The sequence below is a fragment of the Hyunsoonleella pacifica genome (genome assembly GCF_004310335.1).
Classification (GTDB): Bacteria; Bacteroidota; Bacteroidia; order Flavobacteriales; family Flavobacteriaceae; genus Jejuia; species Jejuia pacifica.
Genome location: NZ_SIRS01000008.1, coordinates 25,484 through 42,398, shown reverse-complemented (window position 1 = coordinate 42,398; position 16,915 = coordinate 25,484). Strand labels below are relative to the sequence as shown.

Annotated in this window: 16 protein-coding genes; 4 read left to right on the top strand and 12 right to left on the bottom strand. The window is 32.1% G+C overall.

Annotated features, from left to right (window positions below; genetic code table 11):
- Position 1: 1 nt before the first annotated feature.
- The 8 genes from EYD46_RS17210 to EYD46_RS17175 form a co-directional block, all read right to left on the bottom strand.
- On the bottom strand, positions 2-751 hold the full coding sequence (locus EYD46_RS17210) for a class I SAM-dependent methyltransferase (protein WP_130938418.1): 750 nt from the start codon (positions 749-751) through the stop codon (positions 2-4).
- Positions 742-1,467, bottom strand: a complete 726-nt coding sequence (locus tag EYD46_RS17205; protein WP_130938417.1) for a DUF2071 domain-containing protein — start codon at positions 1,465-1,467, stop codon at positions 742-744. Before EYD46_RS17205 ends, EYD46_RS17210 begins: the two co-directional genes overlap by 10 nt.
- Positions 1,451-1,846 (bottom strand): DoxX-like family protein, encoded by a 396-nt coding sequence (locus EYD46_RS17200; protein ID WP_130938416.1) that lies wholly within the window; start codon positions 1,844-1,846, stop codon positions 1,451-1,453. The genes EYD46_RS17205 and EYD46_RS17200 overlap by 17 nt, the downstream gene beginning before the upstream one ends.
- 380 nt (positions 1,847-2,226) lie before the next feature.
- Entirely contained in the window at positions 2,227-2,730 is a 504-nt protein-coding gene (locus EYD46_RS17195) for a GbsR/MarR family transcriptional regulator (RefSeq protein WP_130938415.1), read from the bottom strand.
- 68 nt (positions 2,731-2,798) lie between these two features.
- The gene (locus tag EYD46_RS17190) at positions 2,799-4,850 is read right to left on the bottom strand and encodes a T9SS type B sorting domain-containing protein (protein ID WP_130938414.1); all 2,052 of its coding nucleotides are present in this window, start codon (positions 4,848-4,850) and stop codon (positions 2,799-2,801) included.
- Positions 4,851-4,878: 28 nt separating this feature from the next.
- Positions 4,879-6,915, bottom strand: a complete 2,037-nt coding sequence (locus tag EYD46_RS17185) for a M3 family metallopeptidase (RefSeq protein WP_130938413.1) — start codon at positions 6,913-6,915, stop codon at positions 4,879-4,881.
- A 163-nt stretch (positions 6,916-7,078) separates the two neighbouring features.
- Positions 7,079-7,561 carry a 5-(carboxyamino)imidazole ribonucleotide mutase gene (purE, locus tag EYD46_RS17180; RefSeq protein WP_130938412.1) on the bottom strand — a complete coding sequence of 161 codons (483 nt, stop codon included), beginning with the start codon at positions 7,559-7,561 and terminating at the stop codon, positions 7,079-7,081.
- Position 7,562: 1 nt separating this feature from the next.
- A complete protein-coding gene (locus EYD46_RS17175) occupies positions 7,563-8,717 on the bottom strand; it encodes a 5-(carboxyamino)imidazole ribonucleotide synthase (protein WP_130938411.1) in 1,155 nt (384 codons plus the stop codon).
- Between the two features lie 137 nt (positions 8,718-8,854).
- On the opposite strand from EYD46_RS17175, the gene EYD46_RS17170 reads away from it, so the two are divergent.
- Both EYD46_RS17170 and obgE read left to right on the top strand, forming a co-directional pair.
- A complete protein-coding gene (locus EYD46_RS17170; RefSeq protein ID WP_130938410.1) occupies positions 8,855-9,964 on the top strand; it encodes an adenylate kinase in 1,110 nt (369 codons plus the stop codon).
- A gap of 92 nt (positions 9,965-10,056) precedes the next feature.
- Complete coding sequence (gene obgE / locus EYD46_RS17165; protein WP_130938409.1) at positions 10,057-11,055, top strand: GTPase ObgE; 999 nt, start codon at positions 10,057-10,059, stop codon at positions 11,053-11,055.
- Positions 11,056-11,174: 119 nt separating this feature from the next.
- On the opposite strand, the gene EYD46_RS17160 is transcribed toward obgE, so the two are convergent.
- The gene (locus tag EYD46_RS17160; protein ID WP_130938408.1) at positions 11,175-12,299 is read right to left on the bottom strand and encodes an alpha/beta hydrolase family protein; all 1,125 of its coding nucleotides are present in this window, start codon (positions 12,297-12,299) and stop codon (positions 11,175-11,177) included.
- Positions 12,300-12,348: 49 nt separating this feature from the next.
- Here EYD46_RS17160 and EYD46_RS17155 point away from each other — a divergent pair, with 49 nt between their 5' ends.
- Entirely contained in the window at positions 12,349-12,873 is a 525-nt protein-coding gene (locus EYD46_RS17155; protein WP_130938407.1) for a DUF4136 domain-containing protein, read from the top strand.
- Between the two features lie 21 nt (positions 12,874-12,894).
- Here the strand turns inward: EYD46_RS17155 and EYD46_RS17150 are convergent, their stop codons facing one another.
- The 3 genes from EYD46_RS17150 to EYD46_RS17140 form a co-directional block, all read right to left on the bottom strand.
- Entirely contained in the window at positions 12,895-14,313 is a 1,419-nt protein-coding gene (locus EYD46_RS17150) for a T9SS type A sorting domain-containing protein (RefSeq protein WP_130938406.1), read from the bottom strand.
- The gene (locus EYD46_RS17145; protein WP_130938405.1) at positions 14,310-14,825 is read right to left on the bottom strand and encodes a hypothetical protein; all 516 of its coding nucleotides are present in this window, start codon (positions 14,823-14,825) and stop codon (positions 14,310-14,312) included. Before EYD46_RS17145 ends, EYD46_RS17150 begins: the two co-directional genes overlap by 4 nt.
- A gap of 106 nt (positions 14,826-14,931) precedes the next feature.
- A complete protein-coding gene (locus EYD46_RS17140) occupies positions 14,932-15,303 on the bottom strand; it encodes a DoxX family membrane protein (protein WP_130938404.1) in 372 nt (123 codons plus the stop codon).
- A gap of 291 nt (positions 15,304-15,594) precedes the next feature.
- On the opposite strand from EYD46_RS17140, the gene EYD46_RS17135 reads away from it, so the two are divergent.
- Positions 15,595-16,824, top strand: coding sequence for a serine hydrolase domain-containing protein (locus EYD46_RS17135; RefSeq protein WP_130938403.1), 1,230 nt, complete (start codon positions 15,595-15,597; stop codon positions 16,822-16,824).
- The last annotated feature ends 91 nt before the right edge of the window (positions 16,825-16,915 follow it).

Sequence of the window (16,915 nt, the reverse complement as noted above, 5' to 3'; positions counted from 1 at the left end):
TTTAATAGAATTTGAAAACAGACATAAAAGGCGTAAACTTATCTTCTGTAAATGAATTAAAACCAGCCTCTTTAAATACCTTTGTCCATGTTTTTTTTGAAAAGAAATGCGTAAATCCTACAGAAAACGCAAAGAAATTTTGTACGTCTCTTAGGTGTTCAACTAATATTACTTTTCCTTTGGTTTTACAGATACGTTTACATTCTTTTAAGAATTGAATCTTTTCTGTATTAGAACGTATTTCATGAGCGGCAGATAGTAAAAAAACAACATCAACTGATTTATCCTTCAAAGGAATTTTATTGGTGTCAATTTGTTTAGTATTTGGATAAAGTAAACTTACTTTTCTAGCTCTGATTATGGCAGCTTCTGTATGCCTTTCAGGATTATAAAAGTCGAAAACCTCAAGGGTCGAGTTAGGTAACTTATGCTTCAAAATATAACTTGTCTCATCAAATCCAGCATTAATATTTACAATGTGGTTGTTTTTTGAACTAGGAATGTCTAATTTCTCCAACCACTTAAAATCATAGTACCCTGAAAAGTCATATACGAATGCGGATATTATCAATGGCATTACTAAACCATATATAACAGCTGTAATAACAATATAGAATAGTATCGTATTCCAATTAATTATAAGTTTACTTGTAAAAATTAATATCAGAGCGATTAAGCCTATCACATAGAAATGCCTATTAAAGCTTAAAATATTAAGCACACCTTGAAATGGTTTTCGTTTTAGTTCCATAAGTCAATTTTTCCTTTTTTCCAGTGATATGGAATTTTATTAATAATAAATGCATTTGCCAAAACAATACCTTTTAAGTTTAGGTTGTTCAGGAAGTTAATATTGTAGTCTTCTATTTTGATAGGAGAAGGCTTCCAGTTTTGTCTAACGCCTTCAATAATTAAAACCTCTTTTGAGATATTATTGTAAGTAAAAGTAAAAGGCAGTGGTCCCGCAAAACGTCTTGCTTCTTTCCAATTTGAAAACGGGGATTTTGTAGGTAAAGGATCTTCTTGTTCTTCTAAGTTAAAACGTATTTTGAATTTTGATTTATTTGAAGTTACATCTTCATCACTAAAATTAATATCAGTAGAGGAGTAATTGTAATGTGTAAAGATATTACCCACAAAAGCCATTCTTTTTTTATCTGTTTCAGATTTCAAAATATATAATCCTCTAAGGCGTTTTCCTTCACTGGTTTTGTAACGAACAAAAATACGATACCCAATTAAAAAGAAATCGTTCCCAATAAATTTGGGAAAACCTTTAGGTCTTAAATCTTTGGTCTGTACCATAGCTACTGCTATAAAAGCCCATTTATTTTTGAATGTATCTAGTTCTAAGCATTCAGGGATTAAATGCTCTAGCTCATCTTTTGGGAAAGCAAACGTTAAAACTAGAGAACTTTCAAAATATGCCTCTACTGCAAATGGATGATTTTTAAGATTTGAAAGCATAGGATTTGGTTTGAGATAATTTGTTTAAGTGAAAAGTTTCAACGTAAATAGCTATAATTAATAATAATGCAAAAATGATGTTGAATCTACCCCAAAGTAATAATTGGGGAACAAGAATATATTCAAGAATATTCATTACTGCGATAATTATGATTTGCATTATGGCATTTAACTTTGGCTTAATCTTACTTAGAATCCAAAGAGACATTAGTATTTCAAGAATACCAATTGTTATAGTTAGTTCTTTAGAGAACTCAAAATGTGTTATTTCTGCAACTATATCCTGATGTCTTGGAGTAAGGTTTAAAACTTTACAGAATAAACCGTTAATTAACCACACTGAAAATATTATATAGTGTAATATGTTGTTTTTATTCATTTTGAAATTTGTAAGTAAGAATGACAAAATATACTGCAATCAGCATGGGAACAATAAATAGAAATGTTAGTGAGACCCAAGCGAGATTTAGTAAATAACTGTTTAATAAATAAAATAGGAACCAAGTGGGTAAAATGAATAAATAGGAGTTTAATAGTTTTTTGTTTTTTGGAGATAGCTCCTTTGAATCTTGATAAAGAAGTATAGCGAATACTATTTGTATTATTCCCAAAGGGATTTGTGCTAAAGCACCATATATAGGTAATACAAAATAAAATCCTATCACTAAAAACAGGCAGATTAAATTGAGGTAAAAGAGATTTTTCATTTTTTCATTTTTTAAAACTTTCAAAAAATATTGAAAGTTTAATTCAAATTTTTTATTTAAATAATTTCATTAATGATTTAGTAATCCAGTTTTGTTCTTGGTTTGCTATTTTGTTTAATAGGGAATCAGCGGTATCAGCTAAATCATGTAAAGCCTTTGTTTGTTTAATTAATTCTTTTGTTTTTGCAGTACCATCGTCTTTAATGGAGCTAACTTCTTTTAAAACTTTTATCACTGGTTTTATTTCTCTACGGCTACGTTCTTTTGCAATATGCCTCGCTAGTTCTTGTACATCTTTTTCAGTAGTAAAGAATTCTTTTCGTTCTCCTGGAACTAATTCTTTGGAAACAATACCCCAATCCATTAATTGGCGGAGATTCATGCTAGTGTTACCACGAGAAATTTTAAGTTCCTCCATGATCTCTTCCATGGATAATGGTTTTGTAGAAATGAATAACAATGATTGAATTTGTGCCATAGCTTTATTGATACCCCACATAGATCCTAAACTTCCCCAGGTACTAATAAATTTTTCTTTGGCTTCTTGATATTCCACAATCTGTAATTTTAAATTCTGTTACAAAGATACAAATAATTTCTAAACTTTCAATAATTATTGAAAGTTTATTGTTTTAAGGTAAAGTGCCCCATCGCTTTAAATGAACTGTCTTCATCAACAATGTTAGCTATAAACCAATAATCTGATACTTGCATTAGCTCTCCATTGAAAGTACCATCCCAACCTGGAGAAAGTTTTGATAGTGTTTTTAATAATTTACCATATCTATCAAAGATTTGTATGGTAACATCTGTAAATTTATCAGTACCAGTTAAGTGCCATGTATCGAAAAAACCATCATTGTTAGGAGAAAAAAACTTAGGAAAATCAATTACAGTTATTTCTCGTGTTATAGTTTCACAACCATTTGTGTCTATAATATTAATGGTGTGTTGTCCAATTCCAATAGGGTTAAACGTATTAGAAGATTGAGGTAAGTTGTCATCTAATTGAAATAAATAATCACTTGTTCCAGTAAAATTTACAGTAACGCTATTAGGGTCTGTAAAATTTTTGATGTCTATTGAAGTTATTTCGGCCGATTCAGATTTAGAGACATTAAAGTAAGAAGTACTTGTGCAATCAGTATTTGAGGTAACTTGAAGCCAGTATTCTCCTGTATCGCTAATTTCTATAGAAGGAGAAGTTTGTGTTGTTGACCATAAATACCTATCTGAATTATATCCAGTACTGGCATTAATTATAACAGAAGTATTATCGTTACATATTACCTGATCGTCTATATTTACTATGGGTTTTCTACCTAGATTAATTTTGAATTCATGCGTTTTATAACATTCTGTAATGTTATTTTTAACCCTAGCATACAAGTTACCATTATTTGTATCTGTATATTTTATATTACTTTTGTCTAGGCTCTTAATATTCTCTTCTGCATTAGCTAGGGAACTGTGGTATGTAATTGTTAAATTCGTTAAGTTATCAACCAGAATAGTATCAAATTCGAGTAGGTTGAAAGAATCATTATAAATAGAGCAAGTTTTATGGGAAACTATAGCGTTTGTTTCTGGGATAGAATTTATAGTTAAAATTATTTCTACAATTTTATAGGTGTTGTTTTCAAGATCGTTTATCCTTGAATAAATTTTTTGACCACCTTTTTCAGTATTTACCCAGTTGTCTGGTAAACTTTTATCTTCATTTTCTGCATCAGATATATTTTCATAAAAATTCACATTGAAACGAATAGCCTCGTGCAAGCCTGCTCCTCCCCACCAATTGCCATGAGGGAAAATATTGTTTAATATAGGAATTGTGGTAGAGTTATTTAAATCTATTTCGTAGATGTAACCTGGTGTTATGCCATATAATATCCCAAGTTCTGCAGCTAAACCATAAGTTTCTTCAGGTATAAAATCTAGTGTTGTATAAGATACATAATCATTATTTTCATCTATGGTTACTTCATATAATTTAAATCCAGAATTTATCCAAGAAATATATATTTTATCATTTATTTGTACAAAGTCTCCTCCTGCACTTCCAACTTGAAAATCATGCCAAACATAACTTTTAGGAATTTTATTTGGATTATATGCTTGTACAATGGAGTTATTTCCATAGCCAAAATATAAGTTTCCTTTCTTGTCGAATGATAAAGAGTTTAAATTACCGTTATCTAAGATGTTTATGGGTAAATCCATAGTTGTACAGGAACTAGTTCTAATACTAAAAATTTTATCGAAAAACACACCATAGTAGTTTTTGTGTTTATCTACAGCTACATCTGTTAGCCCTTTATTAAAATCGCATAGAACTTCAATGGAGGGCTTTCCGAAAGAGAAATTACTTATTTTTAAAAGTTTGCCAGAAGATGTTCCAATAATTATACTCTCAGTATCATCCTCTAAAACATAAGAGTTTATAATATCAACTCTAATCTTATTAATTTCAATATTTACGAAGCCATTATCACTACAAAATGAATACACAGGTGTATTACCTTTTTTACTTGATGAATAAATATTTCTTTTACCTGAGTAGAGGTTTTTATTTTTAAATATTTTATTTTTTGTATGAGAGTCTGAGTTTTGAGCTATTGAAAAACTAGGCCAGAGCAAACATAATAAAGCTAGAAAAAATATTTTTTTATACATTGTACGAACAAAGTAAGAAAATTATTTATTATTTCAACAACCCCGCACGTTTTAATAAAGCCTCTGGTTTTGGCTCTTGCCCTCTAAAACGTTTATAAAGTGTCATTGGGTTTTCTGTTCCCCCTTTAGAAAGTACATTATCATTAAATTTATCTGCAACCACCTTATTAAAAATACCTTCCTCTTTAAAATATTCAAATGCATCGGCATCTAAAACTTCTGCCCATTTATAACTGTAATATCCAGAAGAATAACCTCCTTGAAAGATATGGGCAAAAGCGGTACTCATACAATTTTCTTCAACATCAGGATAGAGTTTAGTATTTTTAAAGGCATCACTTTCATGTGCTTTAACATTTGTGATACCTGTAGGGTCTTGTCCGTGCCAACTCATATCCAATAATCCAAAGCTTAGTTGGCGCAGGGTTTGCATGCCTTCATGGAATGTTGCTGACGCTTTAATTTTTTCAACTAAATCCATCGGAATCAATGCTCCAGTTTCATAATGTGTTGCAAATAATTCAAGAGCCTCTTTTTCATAACACCAGTTTTCCATAACTTGACTTGGTAATTCTACAAAATCCCAAAACACACTGGTACCTGATAAACTTGGGTAGGTGGTGTTTGCCAGCATGCCATGTAGTGCATGTCCAAACTCATGAAATAAGGTAGTAACTTCGTTAAATGTTAATAATGAAGGTTTGGTTTTGGTTGGTTTCGTGAAGTTACAAACTATAGAAATGTGTGGTCTGCTATTTTCTCCGTTTTTTATGTATTGTGGTTTATAAACCGTCATCCACGCACCATTACGTTTCCCTGGTCTTGGAAAATAATCTGCATAAAATATAGCTATAAAATTACCTTTGCTATCAGTTACTTTATAGGTTAAAACATCTTCGTGATATTTATCAATGGTGTCAATTTCCTCAAAATGTAAATCGAATAACTTTTTAGCTATTTTGAAGGAACCATTAATAACGTTTTCTAGTTTAAAGTATGGCTTTAATTTTTCATCATCCAGACTAAATAACTTTTGTTTTAATTTTTCAGCATAGTAAGCCCCATCCCATTTTTGGAGTTGATCGATACCATCTAAATCTTTAGCAAAATTCTCAAGACTTGCAAATTCGCGCTCAGCAGCGGGTTTTGCTTTTTCTAGTAACTCATTTAAAAATTTCTGAACATTTTCGGGTGTTTCTGCCATACGCTCTTCTAGTACAAAATGCGCGTGTGTTTTATAGTCTAACAGATTAGCCCGCTTGTGTCTTAGTTTTACGATATCTAAAACAATACTCTGGTTGTCAAGATCATTATTTTTAAATCCTTTAGATCCGGCAACTAATGCTATTTTTTTACGTAAAGCCCTGTTATCAGCATAAGTAACAAAGGGGATGTAACTCGGGTAGTCTAAAGTAAATAGCCAGCCTTCTTTATTTTTAGATTCTGCCAACTGTTTTGCAGCTTCTTTGGCGCCATCGGGCAACCCAGACAAATCTGCTTCATCAGTTATTAGCATTTCAAAAGTATTGGTTTCGGCTAGTATATTTTCTCCAAATTTTAATTTTAGCTTGCTTAGTTGCTTACCAATATCGCGTAGTTCTTCTTTTTTATCTTTAGAGAGGTTAGCGCCGTTTCTTGAAAAGCTTTTATATTTTTTGTCTAGAAGTGTTTGTTGCTCTGTAGTTAAGTCCAAATCACTTTTAGAATTGTAAACAGCTTTTACACGTTTAAATAAATCTTCGTTTAAGGTAATATCGTTACTAAACTCTGAGAGTAAAGGTGAAACCTCTTGCGCTATTTTTTGAATGTTTTCATTGGTTTCAGCAGAATTCAAATTAAAAAATATACTTGAAATTCTATCTAGTTTTTCTCCAGAAAAATCTAAAGCTTCAATAGTATTCTCAAAACTTGGTAAAGCTTCATTATTTACAATGTTATCTATTTCAGCTTTGGCATCTGCAATGGCTTTTTTAAAAGCAGGAAGATAATCTTCATCTTTAATTTTAGAAAATGGAGCAGTGTTATATGGCGTATTAAAACCGTTCGTCGATGCGTATTCAATCATATTTAATAAAAAAATGTTAAAATCAGTAATTTATTATGCATGCATAATAAATTATCTATAATTAATTCATACTTTTACCTCGATTTTTCAGAGGAGTTAACTTTTAACTCGTAAGAATTATTGTTAATAGCTAATGAAACCTCGATTTTATATCGGGGTTTCTCTATTTTAGGTCTTTGGCAGATTGGTTAACCTTAACCTTTAAGCCTTCTTTGTAAGCTATTATTTTATCTAAAACACAAGTGTCATGAGCTCCAATGATTTGAGCAGCTAGTATTCCTGCATTTTTAGCACCATTTAAAGCTACGGTTGCTACAGGTACTCCTCCTGGCATTTGTAAAATAGATAGTACAGAGTCCCAACCATCAATAGAATTACTGCTTTTTACAGGAACTCCTATTACTGGAAGTGGCGATAAAGATGCTACCATGCCAGGTAAATGCGCCGCGCCGCCAGCTCCTGCAATAACAACAGCAAGACCTCTAGTGTGCGCATTTTTTCCGTAATCGAATAGCTTTTCTGGAGTACGATGTGCCGATACTATATCAACTTCTACTTCAATATCAAAACCTTTTAAGATATCAATCGCATCTTGCATGACAGGAAGATCACTTTTACTTCCCATTATTACACCCACTTTTTTCATATTATTCACTTATTACTTTTATTGATTTTTTTACGTCTTCTGCAATACGTCTTGCCTCGTTTAAATCTTCATTAACAATGGTAACATGTCCCATTTTTCTAAATGGGCGTGTTTGTTTTTTACCATAAATATGAGGCGTAACACCGTCCATGGTAAGTATATTTTCAATGTTTTCATACACTACATTTCCAGAGTGACCCTCTGAACCAACTAAATTTACCATAACACCACCAACTTTACTATCGGTTCTTCCTAAAGGTAAATCTAAAATAGAGCGTAAATGTTGTTCAAATTGAGAGGTATAACTGGCTTCTATGGTTTGATGACCAGAATTATGAGGTCTTGGAGCTACTTCGTTAATTAAAATAGTATCATTTTCCGTTTGAAACATTTCTACAGCTAACAACCCTACATGATTAAATGCTTTTGAAACGTCTAAGGCAACCTGTCTCGCTTTTTTAGCTACATCATCAGGTATTCTAGCAGGGCAAATAACATACTCCACTTGGTTAGCTTCAGGGTGGAATTCCATTTCAACTACAGGAAATGTTTTAATTTCTCCTGATGCATTTCTTGCTACAATAACAGCCAATTCGTTTTTAAAAGGGACTAATTCTTCGGCGATGCATTCTCCTTTTGGTAGGTTTTCCAAATCGGATAATTGTCTTACTACTTTTACACCATTACCATCATATCCAAATTGTGCCGCTTTCCATACAAAAGGCAAACTTAATCCGCCATTACTTATCGCATCTTCAATTTCAGATACATAGACAAACCTTGTAAAAGGAGAGGTAGGCAAATCATTATCCAAATAAAATAATTTTTGTGTAGCCTTGTTTTGTATAGTTCTCAGGGTTTTTGATGCAGGATATACTTTAACGCCCTCTTTTTCTAAAGCTTCCAGAGCATCAACATTAACGTTTTCAATTTCAATAGTTAAAACATCAACGTTTTTACCAAAGTTATATACCGTATCGTAATCCATTAAATCGCCCAAATGAAATTCATCACAAGCAATCTTAGAAGGGGCATTATCACTAGCATCTAACACAGAGGTGTAAATATCAAACTTTCTAGTGTTGTATAATAACATTTTACCAAGTTGCCCACCACCTAATATGCCTAGCTTGAAATTTGAAGAGAAATAGTTCATTAGTAACTCTTGATAGAATTAAAATTAAAGATGCACAAAAATACACTTAAATAACAAATTCTATAACCAAATCGTAAATCAAAACACCGTAAAACGTAAATCATTTAATTATCTTTGCATTTTTCAAACAGGAAAAAGTGATAAAACTTCACGATAAATATTTTAAGCCTTTTATTTCTGCAAAAGATATTGAAACTGCGGTAGATAAATTAGTGGCAGAAATTGCAAATGATTTTGGAGATGAAATTCCTGTTTTTGTGGGTATCTTGAATGGCTCTTTTATGTTTGCAAGCGATTTTGTGAAGAAATACCCCAAGCCTTGCGAAGTTACATTTATAAAACTGGCGTCTTACGAAGGTGTGAAATCTAGTGAAGATATACAGCGTTTAATTGGATTAACACAAGATTTAACGGGCAGAACTGTAATTATTTTAGAGGATATTATAGATACAGGAAAAACGTTGGAGGAAGTACATCGTATTTTTAAAAACGAAAAAGTAAATACATTAAAAATTGCCACCCTGTTTTATAAACCAGAGGCTTACAAAAAAGACTTTAAATTACATTATATAGGAATGGAAATCCCCAATAAATTTATAGTGGGCTATGGCTTAGACTATGATAATTTAGGAAGAGATTTACCAGAAGTTTACCAAATTAAAGAAACACAACACATGACCAACTTAGTATTATTTGGCCCTCCGGGAGCAGGTAAAGGCACGCAAGCTAATTTTTTAAAGGAAAAATATAACTTAGTACACATCTCTACCGGAGATGTTTTTAGATACAATATTAAAAATGAAACTGCTTTAGGAACGCTTGCAAAATCTTATATAGATAAAGGTGCTTTGGTGCCAGATCAAGTTACTATTGATATGTTGAATGCTGAAGTTGAAAAAAACGCGGATGCCAGCGGATTTCTTTTTGATGGTTTTCCTAGAACAACGGCACAAGCCAAAGCTCTAGATGAATTAATGGATACTAAAGACTCTCAAATAAATGCAATGATAGCTCTTGAGGTAGAAGATGAGGTTTTGGTACAGCGTTTACTAGAAAGAGGAAAAACAAGTGGAAGAGCTGATGATGCTGATGAAGGTGTTATTAGAAACCGCCTTAAAGTGTATTACGATGAAACTGCAATCGTGGCAGATTATTACACCGCTCAAAATAAGTTTATAGCCGTTGATGGTGTGGGAAGTATCGAGGAGATTACAGAACGCTTAAGCACAGTTATAGATAAACTTTAGTTTATTTGTTATTCTCGTGTAAGCGGGAATTCACATAAAAGCATCTACTTTTAATTAAATATGTTCCCGCTTTTGCGGTAATAAAAGAAACCATGACAGAAGGTAACTTTGTAGATTACGTAAAAATGTACGTTGCCTCTGGTAAAGGAGGGCAGGGTTCTGCACACCTACACCGCGAGAAATACATTACTAAAGGCGGGCCTGATGGAGGCGATGGTGGACGAGGAGGACATGTAGTTATTAGAGGGAATTCTAATCTTTGGACGCTACATCACTTAAAATTTAAAAAGCATATTCGTGCAGGCCATGGAGAACATGGTAGTAAGAGTAGAAGTACAGGAGCAGATGGCGAAGATGCTTATGTTGATGTGCCACTAGGAACCGTAGTGCGAGATACCGAAACCAATACTGTAATCTTTGAAATTACTGAACATGGCGAAGAACAAATTATTGTTGAAGGCGGAAAAGGAGGCTTAGGAAATTGGCATTTTAAATCGTCTACAAACCAAACGCCACGTTATGCACAACCTGGTTTACCCATGGAAGAGAAGTATATTACCATGGAACTAAAGGTCTTGGCAGATGTAGGACTTGTAGGTTTTCCAAATGCTGGAAAATCAACATTACTTTCAGTAATCACTTCTGCTAAACCCAAAATTGCCGATTACGAGTTTACTACCCTTAAACCTAATCTGGGTATTGTAGAATACAGAGATTTTAAAACCTTTGTAATGGCAGATATTCCAGGAATTATTGAAGGAGCAGCAGAAGGAAAAGGTTTAGGACATTACTTTTTACGACACATAGAACGTAATTCAGTGCTATTGTTTTTAATCCCTGCTGATGCTGATAATATTAAAAAGCAATACGATATTCTTTTAGACGAACTACGTCGTTACAACCCAGAAATGCTGGATAAAGAACGCTTAATAGCTATTTCTAAAAGCGATATGCTTGATGAAGAGTTAAAATCGGAACTAAATACTCAACTTGAAGGCGAACTCCCTATTCCATATTTGTTTATTTCATCTGTAGCGCAACAAGGTATTACCCAACTTAAAGATAAGCTTTGGGGTATTTTGAATGATTAAGGCGTCTGCCTGCCGGCAGGTTACCCTCCTTAGGTCAGGTCGGGCTTTCAGTAGTCGCCCTCTGGGGGAGCTTCAATCACGACATGGCGCGACCTCAATCCCTAACGCGTTTGTATTTGCTAAAAACGCTCATTAATCCAATCTGTAATTATTTTTAAGGCCTTTGGAGAAAAGGTTTCTTCAATAGATTTATATTCGTTTACATGTCCAGTTTCAGCAGTTTGGAATAAATGGTTTAGCCCTTCTAATTTCTTAATTGTAATATCGGTATTACCAGAATCAGTCAAGGCTTTTTCTATTTCTGGTAAGTTTACTTCGGGTAAAACTTGCACATCTTTACTACCATTTAAAACTAAAACAGGGCATACTATTCCTTTAAGATATTCTTGGGGATTAATGCGTATAAATTCTACTAACCATTTAGAATTTAATATTTTAAATTGTTGTTCCATTAAAATAGGAGTAATAGATGGGGATATTATAGACATAGGATTTTGAGCTTTAAAAGCATTTAAACCCTCGGTAATCTTGGTTTTAATGGTATCTATATTTTTATGCTGTTTAATGGCATTGTAAATAATAGAGGTTAATTTTTCATTTTCATCCAGTATTATTTTTTGGGAACCATTAAGTTCTAACATTTTTCGAGATTGTGTTTGTAGAATTTTGCCGCCATCTACACCAGGACCAGCCAATAATACAGTAAATGCAATGTTTGTATTGTTTGTAGCCACTATGGGGGCAATTAACCCGCCTTCACTATGTCCAATCAATCCAATTTTGTTTGTGTCTATATCTTTTCTTCTTCTTAAATAGTGAAAAGCAGCTTCAACATCCAGAGCAAAATCATAAGAAGTAGCGTTTTTAAACTTTCCTTCAGATTCAGCAACACCTCTGTCGTCGTACCTTAAAACAGCTATGCCATTTTTGGTTAAGTAATCTGATAATACTAAAAAAGGTTTGTGGTTAAATGGCTTTAGGTAAGCATCCCTGTTTTGTGGGCCAGAACCACTTATTAAAATAGCAACAGGAGGATTTTTTATGTGTTTTGGTATGGTTAAGGTTCCTGCTAGAGTGATACTGTCAGCTTTTGTGTTTGTAAACCTTATGTTTTCAGAAATATAATCTAATGGTAATTGAGGTTCTTGAGGTCTTTTATTCTGACTAAATATAAACGCTGAGCTTATAAAAAATGAAAAAATTAAAGAAAACCATAATTTTATGGAAAGATTAATGGGGGTCATGTATAAAAATGGAATAATTTTTGACTAATTTTAATCAAAAATAAGCATTATGAGACGACTCTTAGCTGTAATGATAGTATTTACCATAATATCATGTGCACCGATTTATGTGAATTATGATTATGATAAGGCTGTAGACTTTTCAAAATACAAAACCTATCAGTATTTTGGAGATATGGAAACAGGTTTAAGCGAACTAGATACAAAACGTTTATTGGATGCCATAGATGGCAAACTAAAGGCTAACGGATTTACAATTTCTGAAACTCCAGATTTTCTAATCGATATAAAAAGTGAAGAGTTTCGTAATGTACAACAAGAAACTGTAGGCGTTGGTGTTGGTGGCGGTGGAGGTAATGTAGGCGGTGGCATTTCTATAGGCTTACCTATAGGTCAATCTAAAATGACTAGACAACTAATTTTTGATTTTGTAGATGCTTCTAATAAACAGTTATTTTGGCAAGCCAAAAGCGAATCTAGTTATAACCCTAGAGCTACTCCTATTAAGCGAGAAGAACAATTTATAGCCATAGTAGAGAAAGTATTCAAGAAGTATCCTACATTATCTAATTAAATTTATAATAGTTAGATAAATCTAGTTTTTAATTATTTTTCTACTGGTAAGGAGTGTGTTATTTGAGTAAAAATTTGCAATATAAATTCCAGAATTAAAATTACTAATGTCTATTTCTTTTGGATCGTAGTTTGAAAGTGTTAAAGATTGTAGTTGTCTACCATCTAAACTAGTAATATTTACTTTTAGAGTTGTATCTGTCTTACTTTCAAATTTAAAATTGAGTGCTGAATTTACAGGGTTAGGATATAAAGAAATAGCGTAGTTATTTGCTTTTCCTTCTATTTCATCAATACTTAAAGATGAATAATTTATAGTCCATGTTACTGTATTCACATGAACTGTTATATTGTTGTCCACTCTAAGCATAGGACTTTCATCGGTTACAATAGTGGTTAAGGTATTGTTACCCTCCATTAAATCTGTTTCTAACAGAGATACCACATCTACATTATTGGCAATATTATTTCCGTTTAAACTCCAAATACTTTCTAAGGTATTAGGATTAGGTTTTATAAGTGTTAATTCAAAATCTAAAGGAAAAGTTGGATTCTCTATACTACTTGAATTATCAGGAGTAAAATTATCAACTGTAGATACCAAATCATGGATTTTTAAAATCATACCTTCTTTACATACAGCACAAAAATCTCGACCTAAATAGCGCATTTTACAGTCCTGATGAGGTCTATTCCAAGTTGCTGCTTCTCCAGAAGTTCCATAAGGGTAAATGTTTACACCATTACTATTCAACCAGTTTTTCCACTTTACTACAGTTGGATTGTTTTCTTGGGTAGCATTAATATCTTCTCTTAACCTACCATCTCCTGGGTAATATTCATCCAATAAATTAAAAAGTGAATGCCCTAGCTCATGAATTGCTATTTCATTAGCACTTGATGCCATTGAAGACATAGGGAACTCGCCACCACTGCCACCATACACTGTAGAGTTTACTAAAATTAGAGCTTGATCGTAAGCAGGGAAATTATCTGCTAATACCGAAATAATTTTTGATCGTGCTGTATTCGAACTAGGCCAATCAATACCATAAAATAACAACCTATGAAATCCAAAACCATCAAAAGTAGAATTAAAATAGGTATCAACTGTTTCTATAGGTGTTGCAGGTTCGGTAACATCGGTTGCTGTTGCAGGATGATCTGCACCGCTTTCATTTGATGGGACTTTAATAGCATAAACATTAAAATAATCGTTGTATTCTATAAAGGGAGATTGGCTAAACATTTCAGTTGTGAAACTGGTAGCATCTGTAATAAATTGATCTAATTCGCTAGTTTGATACCCATCTCCAAGTATTACCAGATTAATACGCTTATCATCGTTACCTTCATATTTAATAGTTTCCACATCAAAAGTTTGAGCAGGTATGAACGTAACACAAAAAAGATATATTAAAAAAGTAATAAGCTGTTTCATAACTCACTCACTTTGGTTAAGATTAGAGGGTGTTTATCATTACTATAATTTATCGCAATATATTTAGTTTCTGGATATAACTGTAGTCTCACTGTGAAAGCAGCACTATCTAATTCCATTTTAGCAATTTTAAAGTTTTTGGTTTCATCTACGTATTCTAAATGTTTTGATAATGGATTTTTAATCAATTGCTGAGAAAGGGTAGTAGATGATGCATCAAATTGAGAGCATACTAAATCATCAAAATTTCCGTAACTATTTATTTTTCGTTTTTGATTTTTGAGTGTGCCATCAACTTTTTTGGCATTAATAAAATCTATAGTTTTTTTACCATCACTATTTTTCTTTATCAAGTAGTTAAGAAAAATAATTTTAGGAGTTTTATCTAATTCATTTATAGTCTCAGAGGATGTTACAACTTTCTTAGCATTACAACCAATCAGCATAAATGAAAACACAAATAACATGAGTAGATGTATTAAAAAACTATTTTTAGGGCGTTTGTAAGTCATGTGTTTTATGAGTTAAAATACATTTATACAAGTGTAAAGATAAGAAATAAAAAAGGTCGTTTAAAAAGTGAACTTTAAACGACCTCTTGTAGATTTAAACCTTAGCCTAACTCAATAAGGCTTTATATTTATCTTTATATCCCATTAATGCTATAATATTTAGAACAAGTAAAACTATAGCACCAGCACTATTTGCAGGATCTAGCGTTAAATGAAATAACACAGCATTAACCGAAATACTCATTAAAATTAACGCAAGTAGTGCTCCAAATTTGTTAAAGATAAGCGCTAAACCAGCTATAATTTCAACAATTCCTACTAATACCATGACCTTGGCAGAAGTAAGTGCGGTAAAATAAGCTCCTGCCTCTACAGACATTTCTCCAAATGGAATAAAATTTAAAAATTTGTTTAACCCAAACACTAAAATAAATAGCCCAAGGAGTATTCTAAAGGCCATAAAAACTTTTGAATTCATAATCTTATTTTTATAGTTAGTAAATTGAAAGATAAGGTTTTATAAATTAATCTTTACTTAGTGTTTTGTCGTAAAGTTGCTGTTTGTCTAACAATCAAGAGACTTTTACCGCTTATGGCATCATTTTACCATTCATCATAATCTCACTTTATTTAGTGTATTTATAAGATACCTTTACATCATCAATCATCAATCAAAAAACGAATAATGTTATGATCAATTTAGTTAAAGTTTTAATTAGTCTAGTAGTTAATGTTTTAGATATGATAATACACCTAATATATTAAGACTATGAAAAAGACAAAAAGTATAAGTACTACAATAGTTTTTCTGGTATTACTATTAATTGTTAACTCTTGTAAAGAGCATGTAAAACACAATGAAAATAATAATGCAACACAACCAAATCCAATCCTAGACAGTATTACTAATGAGATTGAAAGTTTGTATGATAAAGCTGTTTTTAATGGATTCGCAGTATCTATTGTAGACTCTACAGGAATACTATATAATCGAGGTTTTGGGTATGCAGATGTACATAAAAAGAAAAAGTATACTGAGAATACTGTAATTAATATAGCGTCTATCTCTAAGGTGTTTATAGCAGCAGCGCTCTTAAAAGCAGAAGAAATGGGTTTTGTTACTTTGGATGATCCAATTAATAAATATCTGCCTTTTGAAGTTGTAAATCCTAATTATCCCGATATATCGATTACTATTAGGCAATTAGCAACTCACACGAGCTCTATTGTTGATACTGATATTTACATGCAAACATGTTATGTGAATAAAGACGATATTCCTATCAGTGAACAACTAAAGCGTTATGAGTTATACTACCAAAACCCATCTAAAAATTGGATGCCTTTGGCAGACTATATGAGGAAGGTTTTGAAAAAAGATGAAGCATTTTACAGCCTTTCTACCTTCCCTAAAAGAAAACCTGGAGCATTAAGAGAATACAGTAATATTGGAGCAGCACTATGTGCTCTAGTAGTAGAATATGCTTCGAATACACCGTTTAACGAATTTACAAAAGAACACATATTTCAACCCTTAAATATGAATTCTACAACTTGGTTTATTGAGGAAGCTGATAGCGAAAGCTATTCAAAATTATACTATGATGATGAAGAATTGCCGTATTACAAAATTCTCTCTTATCCTGATGGAGGTCTTATTACATCAAGTACAGATTTGAGTAAATTTCTAATAGAGTTAATTAATGGTTATTCTGGAAAAGGTAGCATTTTAAATGCCAGTAGCTACAAAACGTTTTTTAAATCTCAATTGGAACAAGATGCATTAGGCGGAAAAGATAATTTTAATGTTGGGTTATTTATAGATAAAGAATTAGCTTATAATGTCATTGGTCATACAGGTGGCGATCCAGGAACAAATACTATGATGTTTTTCAATACAGAAAATAAAACAGGAAGAATTTTTATTACTAATACAGATTCTAAAAAAGAAAATTCTATGGAAACAATGTGGAGTATATGGGATGCTCTAAAAATATAGAATAGCATTAATTTATATAGAATACGATATACCATTAAAACTCAAATACAAAGAAAATAATTGAATAGAAGAAGAATCGAAGTAAATATGT